Origin of the sequence: Micromonospora sp. HM134, from assembly GCF_007833915.1 — a bacterium.
GTDB classification, from domain to species: Bacteria; Actinomycetota; Actinomycetes; order Mycobacteriales; family Micromonosporaceae; genus Micromonospora; species Micromonospora wenchangensis.
Genome location: NZ_CP041061.1, coordinates 1,548,934 through 1,568,628, shown reverse-complemented (window position 1 = coordinate 1,568,628; position 19,695 = coordinate 1,548,934). Strand labels below are relative to the sequence as shown.

Below are 19,695 nucleotides of genomic sequence, written 5' to 3'. Positions count from 1 at the left end.
AGACTAACCCGTGGGTACGCGGTGACCGGCACGCGACCCGCCCCAGCACCGCCGCCCGACCGCCCGGGCGGGGGTGGAATTGAGCGGGGTGTGCCACGCCACATCGGTTCACAAGATCGTGAATTGGTGAGCGGGGAAATATGTGGCGGACAGCACTGCGCGCCGGCACAAAAGTGTCGGCGCGCTTTTTCGCGGTGGTGCTGTTCAGTTTTCTGCGTACCCGAGGATCAGGTGAGCGCCGGCTCGGCCAGCCGGAGGAGGTCGTCCACCTCCGCCGCAGCCGCCGCGAGCCGATCGTTGTCGGCGCGCAGGCGCGTGATCTCGAACTCCAGGGCCTGGACCCTGGAACGCAGTCGGGTGACCTCGTCGAGCAGACGCCGGTCGGGCGCTGCACCTACGTGGCCGTAGAGGGCCTTCGCCATGCTGACTCCTTGATATGCGCTGCCGGAAAAGCCGGCCAACGCGCGCCCATTTCGTGTTCGCGACTACTACCAGGCCACCGAAATCCGGGCGTGGCTGGGCGCGACTGGCGACACCTACATATTGAGCGACAACCCCTCGTTCGTCAAGTTCTCGCAGGCCGTAGATCATCTCCACGTCTGCCCTGTGCACTTGCCGAGGGGGCCGCTGCACTTGCCGAGGGGGCCGCAAGGCTCGGACACTCTCTGTCCGGACTCCTTGACTCTACGCCTTCCCGGCCGGGTACGGTGACCCTGAACGGTCGTCCCGCCTTAACTCTTCCTTAGCCACATTGCCGCTCTTCCGTGGCCGCCGTAGCGTCACCCCGGCCCGCAAGCGACCCGTGGAGGCGACAGGCGTGTACGGCTGGACCGATCCGAACGACCCGGACGCCGCATACCGACGGCCGCAGCCGTCGACGGACGACCCGGCCTGGCTGACCGACCGCCCCGCCCCCCGCTCGGCGTACCTCTTCGGCGACGAACCGGCCGTGGACGCACCCGCACAGCCGGGCCCCGGCGGGACGGACGCCGCGACCGGCCCCGCCGGTGGCGCCCCGGGCCCCGCCGCCGACCGGTGGGCTGACGCGCCGCACGGCCGGCACCCGGCCGGGCCGGGGCAGGGCGGCGAACAGGCCGGGGCATGGCAGGACGAGCAGACCGGACCGTGGCAGGGCGAGCAGACCGGCTGGCAGGACGCACCGACCGGCCGGTGGAACGCCGGACCCGCCGGGCAGTGGGCCGCCGCCGAGCAGACCGGCGCCTGGCCGGACGACCGGGCCGAGCAGTGGCCGGACGCTCGGGACGAACCGGCCGGACAGTGGCCGGACGACCGGACCGACAGGTGGCAGGACGAGCGGACCGACGCATGGCAGGGCGAGCGGACCGGCCCGTGGCCGGCCGCGCAGGACAACCGGACCGGGGCCTGGCAGACCGCGCAGGACGACCGGACCGGACAGTGGCCGGACGGGCAGGCCGCCTCCTGGCAGCACGCACAGCCCGGCACCTGGCCGGCGGGCCACGGCGAGCCGGACCACCCCTGGCAGGGCGAGCAGGACGACCGGACCGGCCCGTGGCAGGGCCAGGCAGCCATCGGACCGGGCCAGGCGGCCGCCGGGCAGGGCCGGCAGGAGCCGTGGCAGGGCCGGTCGGACGGGTCGTGGTCCGGTGACGGGGCCGACCGGTGGGCGCAGCCGCAGGCCGGGCCGGGGCACGACGGGGTGGACCGGGCCGCCGGGCCGGACGGCCCCTGGGCCGACACGCCTGCCGAACACGGCGGGCGGCAGGCGTACCCGGTCGCCGGGCCGGTGCGCGCCGACCTGCGGGACGCCACCGCGCCCACCCCGGCCGTCGGACCGGTCGACGGGGTGGCCGCGACCGGTCGTACCCGGCGGTGGTCGCGGCGTCCGGTGCTCATCGGCGGGGCCGCCGCGGCGGCGACCCTGGTGGTGAGCCTCGGCATCGGCGCGCTGCTGCTGCCCGACGACGACGGGAACGCCGACCGGGCCGCCCTCGACGAACCGGTGGCCACCGCACCGGTCATCCCGGACACCGCCCCGGGCACCAGCGCCCCGGCCACCCCCGGCGCGTCGCCGAGCCCGTCACCGACGTCGGCGAGCCCGTCACCGAGCCGGACCGCCACGCCCACGCCCACCCCGAGCCGGACCCAGGCGGCGTCACGGCAGACCGCCCGGGGCGGCTCCGGCACCGTGCCCCCGGCCGCGCCCACCACCCGGGCGGCGGTCAGCGGCGGCGGTGGGGGCAGCCAGGCCCAGCAGGTCGTCGACCTGGTCAACGCCGAGCGGGCCAAGGCGGGCTGCGCGGCGGTCACGGTGAACGCCAAGCTGACCCTCGCCGCCCAGCAGCACAGCCAGGACCAGGCCGATCACGAGACCATGACGCACACCGGCAGCGACGGCAGCAACGCCGGGCAGCGGCTGGACCGGGCCGGCTACACCTGGCGCACCTACGGCGAGAACGTCGCCTGGAACCAGCAGACCCCGGCCGCGGTGATGCAGGCCTGGATGAACAGTTCCGGTCACCGGGCCAACATCCTCAACTGCGCGTTCACCGAGATCGGCGTCGGGGTCGCCAACGGCAACGGGCCGTACTGGACGCAGGACTTCGCCGCCCCGCGCTGACCGGGGACGGCCGGCCCCCGGCGACGACGTGACCGCGTCGTCGCCGGGGGCTTCTCGTTTGACCGGGTGAGCGTGCGGCGTACCGCACGGGACCCGGGAGCCGCCGATGCGCATCCGGCCGTCAGCGTCCGCGACGCGCGGCGGGTCGCCCCTGCGCACCCGGCCGCCGCGCCACCATCCGGCCCGCCGGGTGCTGCCGGCCACGCTGGCGCTCGCCCTGCTGACCCCGGTGTACGCCTGCCGGCCCGACCTCGGGCCGCCCGGCGCACCGACCCCGTGGCCGCCCGGCGCGGCCCGGCAGTGGCGGTGGCAGTGGCAGCTCACCGGCCCGGTCGACACCACCGTCGACGCCGACGTCGTCCTGCTCGACCCGGTCCGGGTGAGCACCGCCGAGACCGGGGCGTTGCGTCGGCGCGACCGGCGGCTGATCTGTCACGTGCCCGTCGGGACGTACGCGGGGACGGACCCGGACGCCGCCCGCTACCCGGCGGCGGTGCGCGGCGGTGCCGCCGGGCGGCCCGGAAGCCGGTGGGTGGACGTACGGCGGTGGGACCTGCTGCGGCCCGTCCTGGCCGACCGGTTCCGGCTCTGTCGGGGCAAGGGGTTCGGCGCGGTGGCCCTCGTCGACGCCGACGGGTACGCCCACCGGTCGGGTTTCCCGCTCGGCTTCGACGACCAGTTGCTGTTCAACCGGCGGGTGGCCGGGCTGGCCCGCTCCCTGGACCTCTCCCCCGGCCTGGTCGGCGACGTCGGTCAGGTGGCCGCCCTCGCACCGGACTTCGACTTCGCGGTCGACGAGGAGTGCGTCCGGTTGCGCCGCTGCGCCCGGCTGCTCCCCTTCGCCGACGCGCGGAAACCGGTGTTCCACGTCGAGTACGCCGGTGACCCGCAGCAGTTCTGCGTGACCAGCACCGGCTACGGCTTCGCCTCGATCCGCAAGCACCGGGAGCTGGACGCCTGGCGGGTGCCCTGCCCCACCGTCCCCGGGCCGTTACCCGGCACGCCGGAGTGACCCGGACCGCGCTGCGGTCCGGGTCACCCGTGCCGCCGGCCACGGCGCTGCACCACCCCCGGCGGGCGGTACCGGCGGCTGGTGGACGGCCGGTCAGTGCGCCCCGACCAGCTCCGGCGTAGGTTCGGCCGGCGGGGTGGCGGCGGGCCGGTCGCGGCGGCGCAGGAAGCGGGGGGCCCACCAGTTGGCCTCGCCGAGCAGGGTCATCACCGACGGCAGCACCACCGCCCGGATGATCGTGGCGTCCAGCAGGATCGCCGCCGCCAGCCCGATGCCGAGCTGCTTCATGTCGATCGTGCTGAGCGAGGCGAAGATCGCGAACACCCCGACCATCACGATCGCCGCGCTGGTCACCACGCCGGCCGAGGAGGTGATGCCGTAGGCGACCGCGTCGGCGTTGGACCGGCCGCCCCGGATGCCCTCCCTGATCCGGCTGACCACGAACACGTGGTAGTCCATGGAGAGCCCGAAGAGCACCACGAACAGGAACAACGGCAGCCAGGAGACGATCGCCCCCATCGAGGTGAAACCGAGCAGGTCCTGCGCCCACTCGCCCTGGAAGACCAGCACCAGCAGGCCGTAGGCGGCCCCGGCGGAGAGCAGGTTGAGCAGGATCGAGGTCAGGGCGACCACCACCGAGCGGAACGTCCAGGTCATCACCAGGAAGGTCAGCGCCAGCACGAACGCCATCACCAGGGGCAGCTTCTCCCGGATGTGCCGGGCGTAGTCCTCGCTGGCGGCCACCCCGCCGCCGACGGCGTACTCGACGCCGGGGATGCCGCGCAGCGCGGCGGGCAGCAGGTCGTCGCGGAGCTCGTGCAGGGAGCGCACCGCCCGGTCGTCCCGGCTGGCGTACGGGGTGGCCACCTCCAGCACCGACACCCGACGGTCGGCCGACACCTCGATCTTCGGGCCGTCCGCCTCGACCGGGGCGAACAGCGGGTCGGCGGCGGCCTCACGGGCCAGCCCGGTCAGCGCGGCGCGCACCTGGTCGGCCTGGTCGGCAGGGGCCCGTACGGCGACCGTGTGGCTGGTGCCGGTGCTCGGGAAGGCGGCGGTCAGCCGGTCGTACGCCTGCATCGCCGGGGTGGTGCGGGGCAGGTCCTCCATGCCGGGGAACTTCAGCTTCATGCCGAGCGCCGGGGCGGCCAGGGCGAGCAGCAACCCCACCGAGACGATCAGGGTGGCCCGGGGCGCGCGCAGCGCGGGCCGCAGCACCGCCGGCCAGAACCGGGGCCGGGCCGGCTGCCCGTGCCGTCCGGCGCGGGGGGCGGTGAGCCGCCACAGCAGCGGCACCCGGGGGCGGTCCACCCAGCGGCCCAGCTTGGCCAGCAGCGCCGGCAGCACGGTCAGCGAGCCGGTCACCGCGACGGCGACCACCAGGATCGAACCGACGGCGAGGGAGGAGAAGACCACGTCGTCGGCGAGCATCAGGCCGGCCATCGAGATGATCACCGCGAAGCCGGAGACGACCACGGCGTGTCCGGACGTCTCGGCGGCGATCTCCACCGCGTCCAGCCCGGACCGGCCCTTGGCCCGTTCCTCCCGTTCCCGGCGTACGTAGAACAGCGAGTAGTCCACCCCGACGGCCATCCCGATCAGCAGGATCACGCTGGCCGTGGTGTCCGTGGCGGGCACCAGGTGGGAGGCGAGGGTGGACAGCCCCATCGCGGCGGCCACCGAGGAGAGCGCCAGCAGCACCGGCACCCCGGCGGCGATCAGCGCGCCGAACGCGACGACCAGGATGGCCAGGGTGACCGGCAGGCTGAGCAGCTCGGCCCGCTTGAAGTCCCGGCCCAGGGTGTCGTCCAGCGCCTGGTTGATCGACGGGCCGCCGACCTGCTCGATCCGTAGTTGCGGGTGGGCGGCCTGGGCGTCGGCGGTGGCGTCGCGCAGCGGCTGCACCCGGTCGGCGGCGGTCTCCGGGTCGCCGGCCATGGTGACCGGCACCAGCAGTGCGGCACCGTCGGCCGACGGCACCGGCTCGCCGACCGACGCCACCCCGGTGACCTGCCGCAGCCGGTCGGCCGCGTCGGTCGCCGCCGCCTGCGCGGCGGCCCGGTCCAGGGTGCCGGTACGCGGGGTGATCAGGATGTTCTCCACCGCCGGGTCGGTGAACTCGCCCGAGGTGACGATCACGTCGGCGTGACCGGACTCGCCGATCGCCTGGTCGGCCTGGGTGGCCTCGTTCAGGCCGGCGGCGTTGCCCCCGACGAAGCACACCGCCACGAAGACCACCCAGAGCGCGATCGCGCGCCACGGATGCTCCGCGCTCCACCGTGCCAACCGCACCGTCACCGGTCTGCCGCCCATCTCGGTCGGGCCCCCTTCCCGCCGGCGCCCTGCCGACCGTGCTGACGCTAGGGACGGCGACGCCGGGGCACATCGGGGAACGGCCCCGGCCCGCCCCCGAGGACGCGGGGGCGGTCGGGTCGGGTCGCCCGGGACGACCGATCCGGGTGGATCGGGGAAAAACCGGCGGCGGCCCGGGGTGGCGGCGGCGCGGCACACCGGCGCAACCCCGAACCGGCTCGGGGTCAGCCCCTGAGGGCACCCCGGGGCCGGGGCTGACAGCGGGGGCAGCTGTACGACGACCGGTTCATGAACGCCTCCCGGCGGATCGGCGTGCCGCAGCGTCGGCAGGGCTCACCCTCCCGACCGTAGACGTTCAGCGACCTGTCGAAGTAGCCGCTCTCCCCGTTGACGTTGACGTACAGGTCGTCGAAGCTGGTGCCGCCCTGCACGATCGCCTCGCCGAGGACGTCCCGCACGTGCCCGAGCAGCCGGCCCGCGGCGGGGCCGGTCACCGCGTCGGTCGGGCGGGCGCCGTGCAGCCGGGCCCGCCACAGCGCCTCGTCGGCGTAGATGTTGCCCACCCCGGACAGCAGCGTCTGGTCCAGCAGGGCCCGCTTGACCTCGGTACGTCGGCGGCGCAGGGCGGCGACGAAGCCGGCGTCGGAGAATTCCGGGTCCATCGGGTCGCGGGCGATGTGGGCGATCTCGGCGGGCAGCTCGGCACCGCCTTCGCTGACCGCGAGCCCGCCGAACGTCCGCTGGTCGACGAAGCGCAGTTGCGGGCCGTCGTCGGCGAACCGGAACCGGACCCGCAGGTGCAGCTCGTCGGCCGCCTCGGCCGGCTGGAGCAGCAGCTGCCCCGACATGCCCAGGTGGCCGACGAGGGCGTCCCCGCTGTCCAGCGGCAGCCAGAGGTACTTGCCGCGCCGCCGCACGTCGGTCACCGTCCGGCCGGCCAGCACGTCGGCGAAGTGCGCCGGGCCGGGCAGGTGCCGTCGCACGGCCCGGGGGTGGCGCACCTCCACCGTCGAGATCCGCCGGCCGGTGACCCACTGGGCCAGCCCCTGCCGTACGGTCTCGACCTCGGGCAGCTCAGGCACGGCCCAGTCCCGCCTCGGCGGTCTCGTCGGCCGCCGGGGCCGTCGCGTCGACCGCCGGGCCGTCGCCGCTGGCCACGGCGGCACCGTCCGGGGTGGCCCCGGCCGGGGTGCCGGTGTCGGGAGTGCCGGTGTCGGGGGTGTCGGCCCGGTCCTGCTCGGCCTGCGCGGTGAGTTCCCGCCAGGCCGCCTCGGCGGCCCGCTGCTCGGCCTCCTTCTTGCTGCGCCCCTCCGACCCGCCGTAGCGGTTGCCGGCCACCACCACCCAGGCGGTGAAGGTCTTCAGGTGGTCCGGGCCGGTGCCCTCGATGCGGTACTCGGGCACCCCCAGGCCCAGCGCGGCGGTCAGCTCCTGGAGGCTGGTCTTCCAGTCCAGCGCGGCGCCCCGGCCCGCCGACTCGGCCATCAGCGGGTCGAACAGCCGGTGGATGACGACCGCCGCGGTGTCCAGCCCGTGCTGGAGGTAGATCGCGCCGAGCAGCGCCTCCAGGGTGTCGGCGAGGATGCTCGCCTTGTCCCGCCCGCCGGTGGTCTCCTCGCCCTTGCCGAGCAGCAGGTAGGCGCCGAGCCCGTCCGGGCCGAGCCCCCGGGCCACGTCGGCCAGGGCACGCATGTTGACCACGCTGGCCCGCAGCTTGGCCAGTTGCCCCTCGGGCAGGTCGGGGTGGTTCCGGAACAGCGCCGTGGTGATCACCACGCCGAGCACCGAGTCGCCGAGGAACTCCAACCGCTCGTTGGTGGGCAGCCCGCCGTTCTCGTACGCGTACGACCGGTGGGTCAGCGCCCGCTCCAGCAGTTCGGCGTCGAGTGTCACCCCGAACGCCGCCTCCAGGTGGCTGACGGGCGCACGCCGCCGCTTGTCGTTGCTCATGTTCCTACCTCTGCTTCGGTCCCGCCGGGGTACGCGGGCGGATGACCCGCGTGCCGGGCGACGGGTGCGTTCTGGACCGCCGGATCGGCCGACGCGGGGCCGCTGTCCACGGCCACCTCGTCGGCGCGGTCGGCGGCGGAACGGGTGGGGGCGTCCTCCCGCTCCGGGTCGGTGCCGTCGCCGGCGGGAAGGAGCGCGATCTGCTCCCGGACCTGGTCGGTGGCCCGGCGACGCCAGAGGTGGGCGGCCAGGGCGATACCGGAGGCGACGTCGTCCGGGGTGGCCGCGCCGTGGCAGACCACCACCGTCCCGGCGACCCCGAGCAGGGCCGCCGCCCGGGGCGCCCCGCCGCTGGCCGGTGGACCCCCGGCCATCGCGTACGCCCCCTCGATGGCCTTGAGCAGGATGTTGCCGGTGAAGCCGTCGGTGACCACCACGTCGGCGCGGACGCCGGCGGTGACGTCGTACCCCTCGACCAGGCCGACGTAGCGGGCGTCGCCGGGCAGCGCGGTGGCGGCGAGCAGGGGGTCGGCGGTGCGGCGCGGGCGGTCCCCCTTGCCGGCCTCGGTGCCGACCGAGAGCAGGCCGACCCGGGGGGCGGCGACGGCGTGGGCGACGGCGGCGTAGGCCGCGCCGAGCACGGCGTGCCGGGCCAGGGTCGCCGGGCGGGGTTCCAGCGAGCCGCCGACGTCGAGCAGGACCACCGGGCCGGAGATCGCCGGGAGCGTCGCCACCAGGGCGGGCCGGCGCACGTCGGGCCAGCGGCCGAAGCCGAGGGCGGCGGCGGAGACGGTGGCGCCGGTGGACCCGGCGGAGACGAGCGCGTCGGCGGCGCCGTCGCGGACGGCGGAGACGGCGGCCCGGACGGTGCTGTCGGCGCGGGGCGCGTGCTCGGTGGGCCCGGCGGCGGTCCGGGTGGCGCGGATGGTGATCCGGGTGCGTTGCGCCGGGGTCAGGGCGTCGACCACCCCGGCCGCGACCTCGGTCGGGCCGACGAGCAGCAGGTGCAGGTCCGGGTCGGCCCGCACCGCCCGCAGAGCGCCGTCAACCACGACGGCGGGAGCATCGTCCCCGCCGAGGAGGTCAACGGCGATCCGCGCGGTGCCCGGCTCCCTCGCCGGGCCGGCCGGAGCAGGCCGGCCGGCGTCGGAGGGAGCCGGGGCACCGGGCGATCGCCGGGGTGCGCGCGCCACCCGACCCGTGGTCGGGGGTGTCACTCGGCGTCCAGGTCAGACCTCGAGAACCTGGCGGCCGTTGTACGTGCCGCAGACGGAGCACGCCGCGTGCGGCAGCTTGGGGGACTTGCACTGCGGGCAGGCCACGGTCGCGACCACAGCCGCCTTCCAGTTCGCCCGGCGGGACCGGGTGTTGCTGCGCGACATCTTGCGCTTGGGGACGGCCACGGTTCCTACTCCTCTGTACGGTTCAGTTGCGACAGGCTCGCCCAACGCGGGTCGATCTGCTGGTGGCTGTGTTCGGCCGGCAGATCGTCCCGGTGCACCCCGCATTCGGGGCACAGTCCCGGGCAGTCCTCCCGGCAGAGCGGGTTGGTCGGCAGCGTGAGCACCACCGCGTCCCGCAGCGCCGGCTCCAGGTCGATCAGATCGTCCTGCATCCGGCCCACCTCGTCCTCGTCGGTCGTGATGTCCGTGGTGCTGTTCTCGTACGCGTACAGCTCCTGGACGTTCACGGTCAACGAGTAGTCGATCGCGCGCAGGCAACGACCGCACTCGCCCTGGACGGGACCGGTCACGGTCCCGGAGACGAGCACGCCCTCGGACACCGACTCCAACCTCAGGTCGAGGTCGAGGTCCGCGCCCTCCGGCACGCCGATCAACTCCACGCCGAGGTCCGCCGGTGCCGGCACGACCCGCCGATGCGTACGCAACGCGCCAGGGCGACGCGGCAGGTCCCTCGTGTCGAGGACCAGCGGCGCCCTGGGGTTGAGTGATGAAGGCGAGTGTTTGGGCATAGTCAGACTCCGGCCGGTGAGAGGCCGACAAAAAAGGTTACCTGGGCGACCGCCGGGTCGTCGAACCGGGGGCGACGCCCGACCCGTCCGTCGGTGGGATGAGGTGCCGCTCAGAAGGGTAACGGGCGTTCCGCGTCGTCCCCACCGAAGGTGCCGATCTCCCGCAGCGCGTGCATCTTGTCCCGCCCGCGCTCGATCGAGGCCAGCGCCCGGGTGAGGAACTGCTCGAAGTTCGCCAGCGCGGTGTCGACGTAGTCGTCGACCTCCTCGCGCAGCCGCTGCGCCTCGGCCCGGGCCTCGGCGATGATCCGGGCCCCCTCGTGCTCGGCGGAGACGGTGATCTCATTCACCGAGACCAGCCGGGCGTGTTCCGCCTCACCCTCGCTGATGATCCGGTCGGCCTCCCGCTTGCCGGCCTCCATGATCTTGTCCCGCTCCTCCAGCAGGGCGGCGGCGCGGCGCAGGTCGGCGGGGAGTTCGGCGCGCATCTCGTCGAGGGCGGCGATCATCTCGCCCCGGTCGACCATGCAGTTGTTGCGCGACATCGGGACGGAGCGCGCCTGCTCCACCATGGCGATCAGTTCGTCGATGCGGTCGAGCGGGTCCACCGGTACCTCACTCCTGTCGTTCGTCGGCCGACCTACATGATGCGGCCTGCGCCCGGCTTCGGCGCTGCACCACATGATGTCGTGCCCCGGCCACCACCGCCGCCACCACCCCGGCCCGACGCGCCGGCCGTACGGTCAGGGGCGCGGGACGGTCAGCCGGGCCTGGAGCGCCCGCCGGACGGTGTCGGGCACGTGGGAGGAGATGTCGCCGCCCCACTTCGCCACGTCCTTGACCAGGCTGGAGGAGAGGAACGAGTAGAGCGGGTTGGTCGGCATGAACAGCGTCTCCACGCCGGCCAGGCCGATGTTCATCTGGGCCATCTGCAACTCGTAGTCGAAGTCGCTGACCGCCCGCAGGCCCTTGATCAGCACACTCGCCTCCTGCGCCCGGCAGAAGTCGACGAGCAGCCCCCGGAAGGACGCGACCCGGACGTTGCCGTACGAGGAGGTCACCTCGCGGAGCATGTCGATCCGCTCCTCGACGGTGAACAGGCCGCTCTTCGACTGGTTCACCAGCACGCCGACGATCACCTCGTCGAAGAGCCGGCTGGCCCGTCCGATGATGTCGAGGTGTCCGTTGGTGACCGGGTCGAACGAGCCGGGACACACCGCACGTCTCATGATCGGCGACCGTACCAAAGAGTGGTCTCGCCGTAACGCCGGCTGCGTCCGGCGGTGATGCCCCGCACCCAGCCGACCGGGCCGCCCCGGGTGGACCGCTCGACCACCACCAGCGCATCGGGGGCGAGCCAGTCGTGCGTGACCAGCCCGGTCAGCAGGGCGGTGATCTCGTCGTCCGGCACCGCGTAGGGGGGGTCGGCGAAGACCACGTCGTACGGCGCGTCGCCGGGCCCGGCCGCGACCACCCCGGCCACCCTGCCGGTGACCAACCGGGCTGCGGGGGCGGCCCGCAGCGCGGCGACGTTCTCCCGGATCACCCGGGCGGCCCGGGGGTCGGACTCGACCAGCAGCACGTGCGCCGCGCCCCGGGACAGCGCCTCCAGCCCGACCGCGCCGGAGCCGGCGTACAGGTCGGCGAAGCGTGCCCCGTCCAGGTCCACCTCGGCGCTGACGGCGCTGAACAGCGCCTCCCGGACCCGGTCGGAGGTGGGCCGGGTGCCGCCGCCGGCGGGTGCGGCGATCCGTCGTCCGCCGAGCGTGCCGGCCACGATCCGGGTCACGGTCTGCCCCTGTGCATGCCTGTGACGCTACGCGACGGGGGACGCGGGCCGGCGACGCGGTGCGCCCCGACCGGGTGACGGCGTGATCACGTCGAGTAGATCAATGATCTCATATGTATAACAACACTCCGGGTGCCGGCTGTGCACTGTGTCCGTATCGACGGGCCCACTAGGGTCGGCCCGGTGCCGGTGCCGCTCCGCCGGCCGGGGCGCCGCAACGGCGTCGTCACGGCGCTCCCGACGCATGCCGTGACCCGGCAACGCCACCCCCCGCCGCGCCCTGACGCACCCTCACCCCGGGAGTACGCGTGATCCGTCCAAAGCTGTCGCTGCGGCGACCGCTCGCCGCGACCGCCGCCACCCTGGCCGGCCTGGCCACGGCCCTCGCCCTGACCGCCCCGGCGGGCGCCACCTCAGCCTCACCGTCCCCGACGGCCACGCCCACGCCGACGGCGACCGCCACGCCGAGCGCGACGGCCACCACCGGGACCGGCGGGGAGCCCGCGCCGTCCTGCGTCGCCGCCGCCGACGCCCGCTACACGCACACCTTCGACGGGCCGGCGGGCAAGGCGTCGATCACCCTGACCAACGGCCCGCTGTGCCGGGGCGAGGAGCAGGACCTCGCCCTGGTGTCGTACGTGACGCCGTCGGCAAAGTTCGCCGTCCCGCAGTACGTGCTCGACAAGTCGGTCAAGAAGTTCACCGGGGTGGCCCCGGGCGAACTGGGCGTGGCCACCCTCGACTTCGCCGTCGAGGTGCCGAACTGCTACACCCAGGTCGACTTCGTCTTCGGCAGCAAGCTGATCGACCCGCTGACCGACACCAGCGACCGGTACGGCGACCGCAAGGTCGGCAGCCCGACCGGCATCGGCGCCCGCTCCACCGGCCCGCGCGCCTGGTACAACGGCGGCTCGGGCACCTGCTCGGCGGCGCCGGAGGTGATCGCCGAGTCCGACTGCGACGGCAACGTCGAGCTGACCCTGGTCAACCGCAGCGGCAACGCCGAGGCGACCTTCGCCATCGTCGGCAGCGGCGGCTTCACCGAGAAGGTGACCGTCCCGCTGCGCAAGATCGAGACCCGCAAGCTCAGCGCCGGCGAGGCGCAGGAGATCACCGTCACCGCCCCCGGCATGAAGGACTTCACCGGCGGCTGGCAGAAGCCCGCCGACTGCCAGCAGCCCGAGGTCGGCACCCCCGACGCCAGCTACGAGTCGAGCTGCGACAAGATGATCTTCCGGATCAGCAACCCGGAGGACGGCACCCCGCTGACCTCGGTGTTCACCCCCAGCAAGGGCGAGCCGAAGAAGCTCACCGTCGAGCCCGGCCGGACCGGGACGGTCAGCTTCCCGGCCAGCAAGGGGCTCACCGTCACCGTCACCGGTGACCTCGACTCCGGCGGCCCGCTGAAGTGGGAGAAGCCGAAGAACTGCCCGTCCACCGGTGGCGGCGGTGGCGGCGGCGACCAGGACGGCGGCCTCCCGGTGACCGGTGCGGCGGCCGGCGCCATCGCGGCCGGCGCGGCCACCCTGCTGGTGGCCGGCGGGGTGCTCTTCCTCGTCGCCCGACGTCGGCGCATCCGCTTCACCGTCTGACCCGCAACCCGCCCGCAGGGCGCGTCGACCGGCCGGTCGACGCGCCCTGCGCGGTTCGGGCTTGACCCTGCCGCAGCGTCAACCTCGCATGCTGACGCCATGTCCACGACAGAGTCGACGAAACCGCAGGCCCCCGGGCCCGCCATCCAGGTCCGGGGCCTGACGAAGTCCTACCGCGAGCTGCCCGTGCTGCGCGGGGTGGACCTCGACGTGGCCCCGGGCAGCATCCTCGCCCTGCTCGGCGCCAACGGAGCGGGGAAGACCACCCTGGTACGCATCCTCGCCACCCTGCTCCGGCCGGACGGCGGGACGGCCCACGTGCACGGCTTCGACGTCACCACCCAGGGCGCGCGGGTACGCGAGTCCGTCAGCCTCACCGGCCAGTTCGCCGCCGTCGACGAGATCCTCACCGGCCGGGAGAACCTGCTGCTGGTCGCCCGGCTGCGCCACCTGCCCGACCCCGGCCGGGTCGCGGACGACCTGCTCGGCCGGTTCGCGCTCACCGACGCGGGCGGCCGGCGGGTGGGCACCTACTCCGGGGGGATGCGCCGCCGCCTCGACATCGCGATGAGCCTCATCGGCGACCCGCCGGTGATCTTCCTCGACGAACCCACCACCGGGCTCGACCCACAGGCGCGCATCGAGGTGTGGCAGGCCGTCCGGGAACTCGCCCGCCGGGGCACCACGGTGCTGCTCACCACCCAGTACCTCGACGAGGCCGAACAGCTCGCCGACCGGATCGCCGTGCTGCACCACGGACGGATCATCGCCGACGGCACGCTGGCCCAGCTCAAGCAGCTCCTTCCGCCCGCCACCGTCGAGTACGTCGAGAAGCAGCCCACCCTGGAGGACGTGTTCCTCGCCATCGTCGGCGACGACGGACCCACCGCCGCCACCGACCGCACCCCGGACCCCGCCCGCCCCGCCGGCACGAACCACTGAGGACCCCGATGACCAGACACTTCCTGGCGGACACCGCCGCCCTGCTCGGGCGCTCGCTGCGGCACATCAGCCGCAGCCCGGACACCGTCATCACCACCACGATCATGCCGATCGCGTTCCTGCTGCTGTTCGTCTACGTGTTCGGCGGCGCGATCCGGACCGGCGCCGACCGGTACGTGAACTACCTGCTGCCCGGCATCCTGCTGATCACCGTCGTCTCCGGCATCTCCTACACCGCGTACCGGCTCTTCCTGGACCTCAAGGGCGGCATCTTCGAGCGGTTCCGGTCCATGCCGATCGCCCGCTCGGCCGTGCTCTGGGCGCACGTGCTGACCTCGCTGGTCGCCAACCTGATCTCGCTCGTGGTGGTGGTGCTGGTCGCCCTCGCCATGGGTTTCCGCTCCGGGGCCGGCCCGCTGGCCTGGCTGGCCGTCACCGGCATCCTGCTGCTGTTCATCCTGGCGCTGACCTGGCTCGCGGTCATCCCGGGCCTGACCGCCACCTCCGTGGACGGCGCGAGCGCGTTCTCCTACCCGCTCATCCTGCTGCCGTTCGTCAGCTCGGCCTTCGTGCCCACCGACACCATGCCCGGCCCGGTGCGGGCCTTCGCCGAGCACCAGCCGGTGACCGCCATCGTGAACGCCCTGCGCGGCCTGCTCGCCGGAGAGCAGGTCGGCGGCGAGGTGTGGACCGCGCTCGCCTGGTGCGCCGGCCTCCTCGTCGTCGCGTACGGCGGCGCGATGGTCGTGCACCGCCGCAGGGTCGGTTGACGGTGCTCCCGGGTCGGGCAGGCTGAGGCCATGTTGACGATCGGACGGCTGGCGTCGTACGCCGGGGTGACCATCCGTGCCGTACGGCACTACCACCAGATCGGGCTGCTACCGGAACCGGAACGCGACGCCTCCGGCTACCGGACGTACGACGCGGCGGCGGTGGTGCGGCTGGTCCGGATCCGCACCCTCGCCGAGGCCGGTGTGCCGCTGGCCCGGGTCCGGGAACTGCTCGACGCCGACGCGGAGACGTTCGCCGCCGCGATCGCCGGGATCGACCGCCAGCTGCGGACCCAGATCCGCACGCTTCAGGAACACCGGCGGCGGATCGCCCGGCTCGGCGACGGTGACACCCTCGCCGTGCCGGCGGAGGTGGTCGACTACCTGGACCGGCTCCGCGCCGCCGGGGTTCCGCCGGTCGCCGTGCAGGCCGAACGCGACGGGTGGATCCTGATGGCGGCCCGGTGGCCGGACGCCATCTCCGGGCTGATGGCCGACAAGGTGGCCCAGCTCGACAATCCCCAGGTCGTCCAGCTCTACCGGTTGATCGGTCGGATCGCCGAGGACTGGCAGGACGAGGAGTTGCTGCGCGAGACGGCCGACCTGATGGCCGAGCTGTTCGCCCAGGCGGAAGCCGACGGGGAACTGGCGATGCAGGAGGAGGTCACCCCCGATCCCGCGTTCGTCCGGTTGATGGACTCGTTCGCCGACGCGGCCCACCCCGTCGTCAGGCGATTGCGGAAGCTCGTCGCCGACCGGGGCTGGACCGGCTGGACCATCGTCGAGAAACGGTAGCCCTGAGCCGCCCCGGCGCACGCGCGCCGGGGCGGCGGTCAGCCCTTCTCCAGGTACTCCGCGCGTTCCTCGTCGACCAGGGCGGCGACCGAGGCGGCCAGGGCCGGATGCCGCGCCAGCTCCGGGTCCTGTCCGACCAGGGCCACCGCCTCGGCCCGCGCGTCGCGGATCAGGTCGGCGTCGCGTCTCAGGGAGAGCAGCCGCAGGTGCGAGCGGCGGCCGGACTGGGTCGCGCCCAGCACGTCACCCTCCCGGCGCTGCTCCAGATCCAGTTCGGCCAGCTTGAACCCGTCGGTGGTGGAGGCGACCGCGTCCAGCCGCTCCCGCGCCGACGAGCCCTCGGCCGCCTCGCTGACCAGCAGGCAGAGCCCGGGGGCCGAACCCCGGCCGACCCGGCCCCGGAGCTGGTGCAGTTGCGACACCCCGAACCGGTCGGCGTCCAGCACGATCATCACGGTGGCGTTGGGGACGTTGACGCCGACCTCGACCACCGTGGTGGCGACCAGCACGTCGAGGTCGCCGTCGGCGAAGGACCGCATCACGGCGTCCTTCTCGTCGGCGGGCAGCCGGCCGTGCAGGACGCCGATCCGCAGCCCGTGCAACGGCCCCTCGGCCAGCAGCGGCGCCACCTCGGTCACCGCCAGCGGGGGGCGTCGCCCGTTGTCGTACTCGCGGGGCGGCTCCTCCTCGCCCACCGGTCCCTCACCAATGCGCGGGCACACCACGTACGCCTGGTGGTCGGCGGTGACCTCCTCGCGCACCCGCCGCCACGCCCGGTCCAGGAAGGCCGGTTTCTCGGCCGCCGGCACCACGTGCGAGGCGATCGGGGACCGCCCCTGCGGCAACTGGGACAGGGTGGAGGTCTCCAGGTCGCCGTAGACGGTCATCGCCACCGTGCGCGGGATCGGGGTGGCCGTCATCACCAGCACGTGCGGCGGCTGGTCGGCCTTGGACCGCAGCGCGTCCCGCTGCTCCACGCCGAACCGGTGCTGCTCGTCGACCACCACCAGGCCCAGGTCGGCGAAGTCGACCCCCTCGTAGAGCAGGGCGTGGGTGCCGAGCACGATGCCCGCCCGCCCCTGCGCGACCTCGGCCAGGGCCCGCCGCCGGGCCGCCGCGCCCAGCGAGCCGGTGACCAGCTCCACCCGGGTCGCGTCGTCGGCCGCGCCCAGCTCGCCGGCCTGGGCCAGCGGGCCGAGCAGGTCGAGCATGCCCCGGTGGTGCTGGGCGGCGAGCACCTCGGTCGGGGCCAGCAGCGCCGCCTGGCCGCCCGCGTCGACCACCTGGAGCATCGCCCGCAACGCCACCACCGTCTTGCCGGAACCGACCTCGCCCTGCAACAGCCGGTGCATCGGATGCGGGGTGGCCAGGTCGGCGGCGATCTCGACGCCGACGTCGCGCTGGCCGGGGGTCAGCTCGTAGGGCAGCCGGGCGTCGAACGCGTCGAGCAGGCCACCCGCCTTCGCCGGGCGCGGCGTCGCCGGCCAGGACGCCGCCCGCAGCTTGCGCTGCACCAGGGTCAGCTGCACGGCGAACGCCTCGTCCCACTTGAGCCGGCGACGGGCCCGGTACAGCTCCTCCCTGCTCGACGGCCGGTGGATCTCGCGCAGCGCGGTGCCGATGCCGACCAGCTTCCGGTCGGCCCGCAGTGACGCCGGCAGCGGATCGTCCGGCGGGGTGACGGTGTCCAGCACCACCCGCACGCAGCGGGCGATCACCCAGGTCGGCACGGCGGCGGCGGCCGGATAGACCGGGATCAGCGCCCCGGCGAACTCCTCGACCTCCTCGGAGGCCGCCGCCTCGCCCTCGCCCCCCTCGCCGAGCAGCACGTACTCCGGGCCGTTGAGCTGCCGCTTGCCCCGGAACTCGGTGACCTTGCCGGCGAACAACCCCCACCGGCCGGGGCGCAGCTCGCGTTCCCGCCACGCCTGGTTGCCGAAGAACGTCAACGTCAGCGTCCCGCCCGAGTTGTCGCCGACGGTCACCTCCAGCAGGTTGCCCCGGCGCTGCCGCATCGGGCGTACGGCCGTGCGCTGCACCTGGGCCAGCACGGTGACCTGCTCGCCGACGTCCAGCGAACGGATGTCGGTGTGCTCGCCGCGCTCGTCGTAGCGGCGCGGGAAGTGGTACATCAGGTCACCGGCGGTGTGCAGGTCGAGATGGCCGGCGAGCGCCTTGGCGGTGCGCTCCCCGACCAGCTTCGTCAGCGCGGTGTCCACCGTGGCCGGTTCGGACGTCGTCATTCGACCCCCACCAGGAGCGGATAGTGCGGTTGCCCACCCGGGTACGCCTGCACCTCGACGAAGGGCCAGCGCCGGGCCACGTGGTCCCGGACCGCCTCGGCGAGCCCGGCCGGGGCGTCCGCGCCGGTGAGCAGGGTGACCAGTTCACCGCCACCGCCGAGCATCCGGTCGACCACGGCGGCGCAGGTGTCGACCAGGTCGCTGCCGATCAGGTGCACCTCCCCCTCGACCAGGGCCAGCACGTCGCCGGGCCGGCACGGGCCGGCGACGGTCAGCGCCTCCCGGCTGGCGTGGCACACCTCGGCGTAGCGGCAGGCCCCGGCCGCCTCGGCCATCGCGATGACGTCGTCGGCGAACCGGCGCTGCGGGTCCCGCACGGCGAGCGCGGCCAGCGCCTGCACCGGCGAACGGGTCGGCACCACGCTGACCTTCACCCCGAGCCGGTGCGCCTCCCGGGCGGCGGCGCTCGCCACCGCCTGGGTGTTCGGGTCGTTGGGGAGGACCACCACCCGGGCGGCGGCGGTGGCCCGGATCGCGTCCAGCAGCTCACCGGTGGACGGGTTGCCCGGTACCACCGTCGCCCCCTCCCCGGCGAGGAGTTCGGCGATGCCGACCCCGGTCGCGACCACCACGGCCGCCCGGCCGTCGGTGGCGGGGTGGTCGGCCGGCGGGGCCTGGTCGGCGAACCGGGTCACCGAGATCCGGTACGGCCGGCCGGCGGCCACCCCCGCCTCGACGGCCGCCCCGACGTCGTTGACGTGGACGTGGACGTTCCAGGTGGTGGACCCGGCGGGTGGGCCGGCGTCGCCGACCACCACCAGCGAGTCGCCCAGGGTGGCCAGTTCGGCGCGCATCCGGGTCACCGCCTCGGGCGGGGCGTCGAGCAGGAACTGCACCTCGTAGGCGTACCCGGGAGAGCCGGTCTCCCGGACGACGGTCAGCGGCGGACGCACCGGGCGGGCCACCGGCGCCGGCCCGGCCGGGGCCTCCCCCGTGACCACCTCGACCAGCGCGTCGAGCAGCAGGCAGAGGCCCCGGCCACCGGCGTCGACCACGCCGGCCCGGGCGAGCGCGGGCAGTTGCCCGGGGGTCCGGGCCAGCGCGTGGGCCGCCTCCCCGGCGGCGGCCCGGGCCACGGTGCACAGGTCGTCGCTGTCGGCCCGCTCGGCGGCGGTCGCGGCGGCGGCGACCACACTCAGCACGGTGCCCTCGACCGGCCGGGCCACCGCGGCGTAGGCGGCGGTGGTGGCGTCGCGCAGCGCGGCGGCCAGCGCCCGGCCGGCGACGGCGGGCACGTCGCCGAGCGCGTCGGCGAGGCCGCGCAGGATCTGCGAGAGGATCACCCCGGAGTTGCCCCGCGCGCCGAGCAGCGCGCCCCGCGCCATCAGCCGCAGCGCCTGCCCGTGCGCGGTCGGGCCGTCCTCGGGCAGGGTGCCGAGCTCCATCGCCAGCGCCTGCTGCGCGGAGGTGAGGGTGAGCACGAGGTTGGTGCCGGTGTCCCCGTCGGGCACGGGGTAGACGTTCAGCTCGTCGATCTCGCCCTGGTGCCGGCGCAGCGCGGCGAGACCGCTCGCGCACCAGCGGCGTACCGCGGCGGCGTCGAGGGTGTCCAGCACGGCCAGAAGCCTACTGGCGGCGACCGACACCCGCCGGGGCCGGCCGGCGCGTGTCCCCGCGTCCTACGGTCCGCCCCGGGCGGGGTCGGACGGGCGGGGTCG

Annotated in this window: 17 protein-coding genes and 1 pseudogene; 6 read left to right on the top strand and 12 right to left on the bottom strand. The window is 74.6% G+C overall.

All coding sequences use genetic code 11. The features are described from left to right. Positions 1 to 227 precede the first annotated feature (227 nt). Positions 228 to 422, bottom strand: coding sequence for a hypothetical protein (locus tag FJK98_RS07305; protein ID WP_067305353.1), 195 nt, complete (start codon positions 420 to 422; stop codon positions 228 to 230). Positions 423 to 751: 329 nt separating this feature from the next. Here FJK98_RS07305 and FJK98_RS07300 point away from each other — a divergent pair, with 329 nt between their 5' ends. After that, positions 752 to 2,599, top strand: a complete 1,848-nt coding sequence (locus FJK98_RS07300; RefSeq protein WP_240762662.1) for a CAP domain-containing protein — start codon at positions 752 to 754, stop codon at positions 2,597 to 2,599. Between the two features lie 106 nt (positions 2,600 to 2,705). Then, positions 2,706 to 3,611 carry an endo alpha-1,4 polygalactosaminidase gene (locus FJK98_RS07295; RefSeq protein WP_145918345.1) on the top strand — a complete coding sequence of 302 codons (906 nt, stop codon included), beginning with the start codon at positions 2,706 to 2,708 and terminating at the stop codon, positions 3,609 to 3,611. A gap of 93 nt (positions 3,612 to 3,704) precedes the next feature. On the opposite strand, the gene FJK98_RS07290 is transcribed toward FJK98_RS07295, so the two are convergent. From FJK98_RS07290 to rsmD, 9 genes and pseudogenes are all read right to left on the bottom strand, one after another. Beyond that, positions 3,705 to 5,924 (bottom strand): MMPL family transporter, encoded by a 2,220-nt coding sequence (locus FJK98_RS07290; protein ID WP_145918344.1) that lies wholly within the window; start codon positions 5,922 to 5,924, stop codon positions 3,705 to 3,707. A gap of 224 nt (positions 5,925 to 6,148) precedes the next feature. Then, on the bottom strand, positions 6,149 to 7,006 hold the full coding sequence (gene mutM, locus FJK98_RS07285; RefSeq protein WP_145918343.1) for a bifunctional DNA-formamidopyrimidine glycosylase/DNA-(apurinic or apyrimidinic site) lyase: 858 nt from the start codon (positions 7,004 to 7,006) through the stop codon (positions 6,149 to 6,151). Continuing rightward, a complete protein-coding gene (rnc, locus tag FJK98_RS07280) occupies positions 6,999 to 7,874 on the bottom strand; it encodes a ribonuclease III (protein ID WP_145918342.1) in 876 nt (291 codons plus the stop codon). The genes mutM and rnc overlap by 8 nt, the downstream gene beginning before the upstream one ends. Before the next feature lie 167 nt (positions 7,875 to 8,041). Continuing rightward, positions 8,042 to 8,968, bottom strand: a pseudogene (locus FJK98_RS07275) (phosphate acyltransferase PlsX); the annotation flags it as partial. Positions 8,969 to 9,103: 135 nt separating this feature from the next. Beyond that, positions 9,104 to 9,277 carry a 50S ribosomal protein L32 gene (gene rpmF / locus FJK98_RS07270; RefSeq protein WP_088646032.1) on the bottom strand — a complete coding sequence of 58 codons (174 nt, stop codon included), beginning with the start codon at positions 9,275 to 9,277 and terminating at the stop codon, positions 9,104 to 9,106. Between the two features lie 5 nt (positions 9,278 to 9,282). After that, the gene (locus tag FJK98_RS07265; protein ID WP_145918341.1) at positions 9,283 to 9,846 is read right to left on the bottom strand and encodes a DUF177 domain-containing protein; all 564 of its coding nucleotides are present in this window, start codon (positions 9,844 to 9,846) and stop codon (positions 9,283 to 9,285) included. A 110-nt stretch (positions 9,847 to 9,956) separates the two neighbouring features. After that, a complete protein-coding gene (locus tag FJK98_RS07260; protein WP_145918340.1) occupies positions 9,957 to 10,454 on the bottom strand; it encodes a hypothetical protein in 498 nt (165 codons plus the stop codon). Between the two features lie 135 nt (positions 10,455 to 10,589). Further along, positions 10,590 to 11,075 (bottom strand): pantetheine-phosphate adenylyltransferase, encoded by a 486-nt coding sequence (gene coaD, locus FJK98_RS07255; RefSeq protein WP_088646035.1) that lies wholly within the window; start codon positions 11,073 to 11,075, stop codon positions 10,590 to 10,592. After that, entirely contained in the window at positions 11,072 to 11,635 is a 564-nt protein-coding gene (gene rsmD / locus FJK98_RS07250; protein ID WP_145918339.1) for a 16S rRNA (guanine(966)-N(2))-methyltransferase RsmD, read from the bottom strand. Before rsmD ends, coaD begins: the two co-directional genes overlap by 4 nt. A 308-nt stretch (positions 11,636 to 11,943) precedes the next feature. On the opposite strand from rsmD, the gene FJK98_RS33100 reads away from it, so the two are divergent. From FJK98_RS33100 to FJK98_RS07230, 4 genes are all read left to right on the top strand, one after another. Further along, positions 11,944 to 13,227, top strand: coding sequence for a cell wall anchor protein (locus FJK98_RS33100; protein ID WP_168222396.1), 1,284 nt, complete (start codon positions 11,944 to 11,946; stop codon positions 13,225 to 13,227). A gap of 99 nt (positions 13,228 to 13,326) precedes the next feature. Next, entirely contained in the window at positions 13,327 to 14,169 is an 843-nt protein-coding gene (locus FJK98_RS07240) for an ABC transporter ATP-binding protein (protein ID WP_145918337.1), read from the top strand. Positions 14,170 to 14,177: 8 nt separating this feature from the next. Then, positions 14,178 to 14,939: an ABC transporter permease gene (locus FJK98_RS07235; protein WP_145918336.1), complete on the top strand. Its 762-nt coding sequence runs from the start codon at positions 14,178 to 14,180 to the stop codon at positions 14,937 to 14,939. A 30-nt stretch (positions 14,940 to 14,969) separates the two neighbouring features. Then, entirely contained in the window at positions 14,970 to 15,734 is a 765-nt protein-coding gene (locus FJK98_RS07230; RefSeq protein ID WP_145918335.1) for a MerR family transcriptional regulator, read from the top strand. Positions 15,735 to 15,772: 38 nt separating this feature from the next. Here FJK98_RS07230 and recG read toward each other — a convergent pair whose 3' ends face one another. Together recG and FJK98_RS07220 are read right to left on the bottom strand one after the other, a co-directional pair. Then, a complete protein-coding gene (gene recG, locus FJK98_RS07225) occupies positions 15,773 to 17,977 on the bottom strand; it encodes an ATP-dependent DNA helicase RecG (protein WP_145918334.1) in 2,205 nt (734 codons plus the stop codon). Further along, positions 17,974 to 19,593, bottom strand: a complete 1,620-nt coding sequence (locus FJK98_RS07220) for a DAK2 domain-containing protein (protein WP_145918333.1) — start codon at positions 19,591 to 19,593, stop codon at positions 17,974 to 17,976. The genes recG and FJK98_RS07220 overlap by 4 nt, the downstream gene beginning before the upstream one ends. Between the last annotated feature and the right edge of the window lie 102 nt (positions 19,594 to 19,695).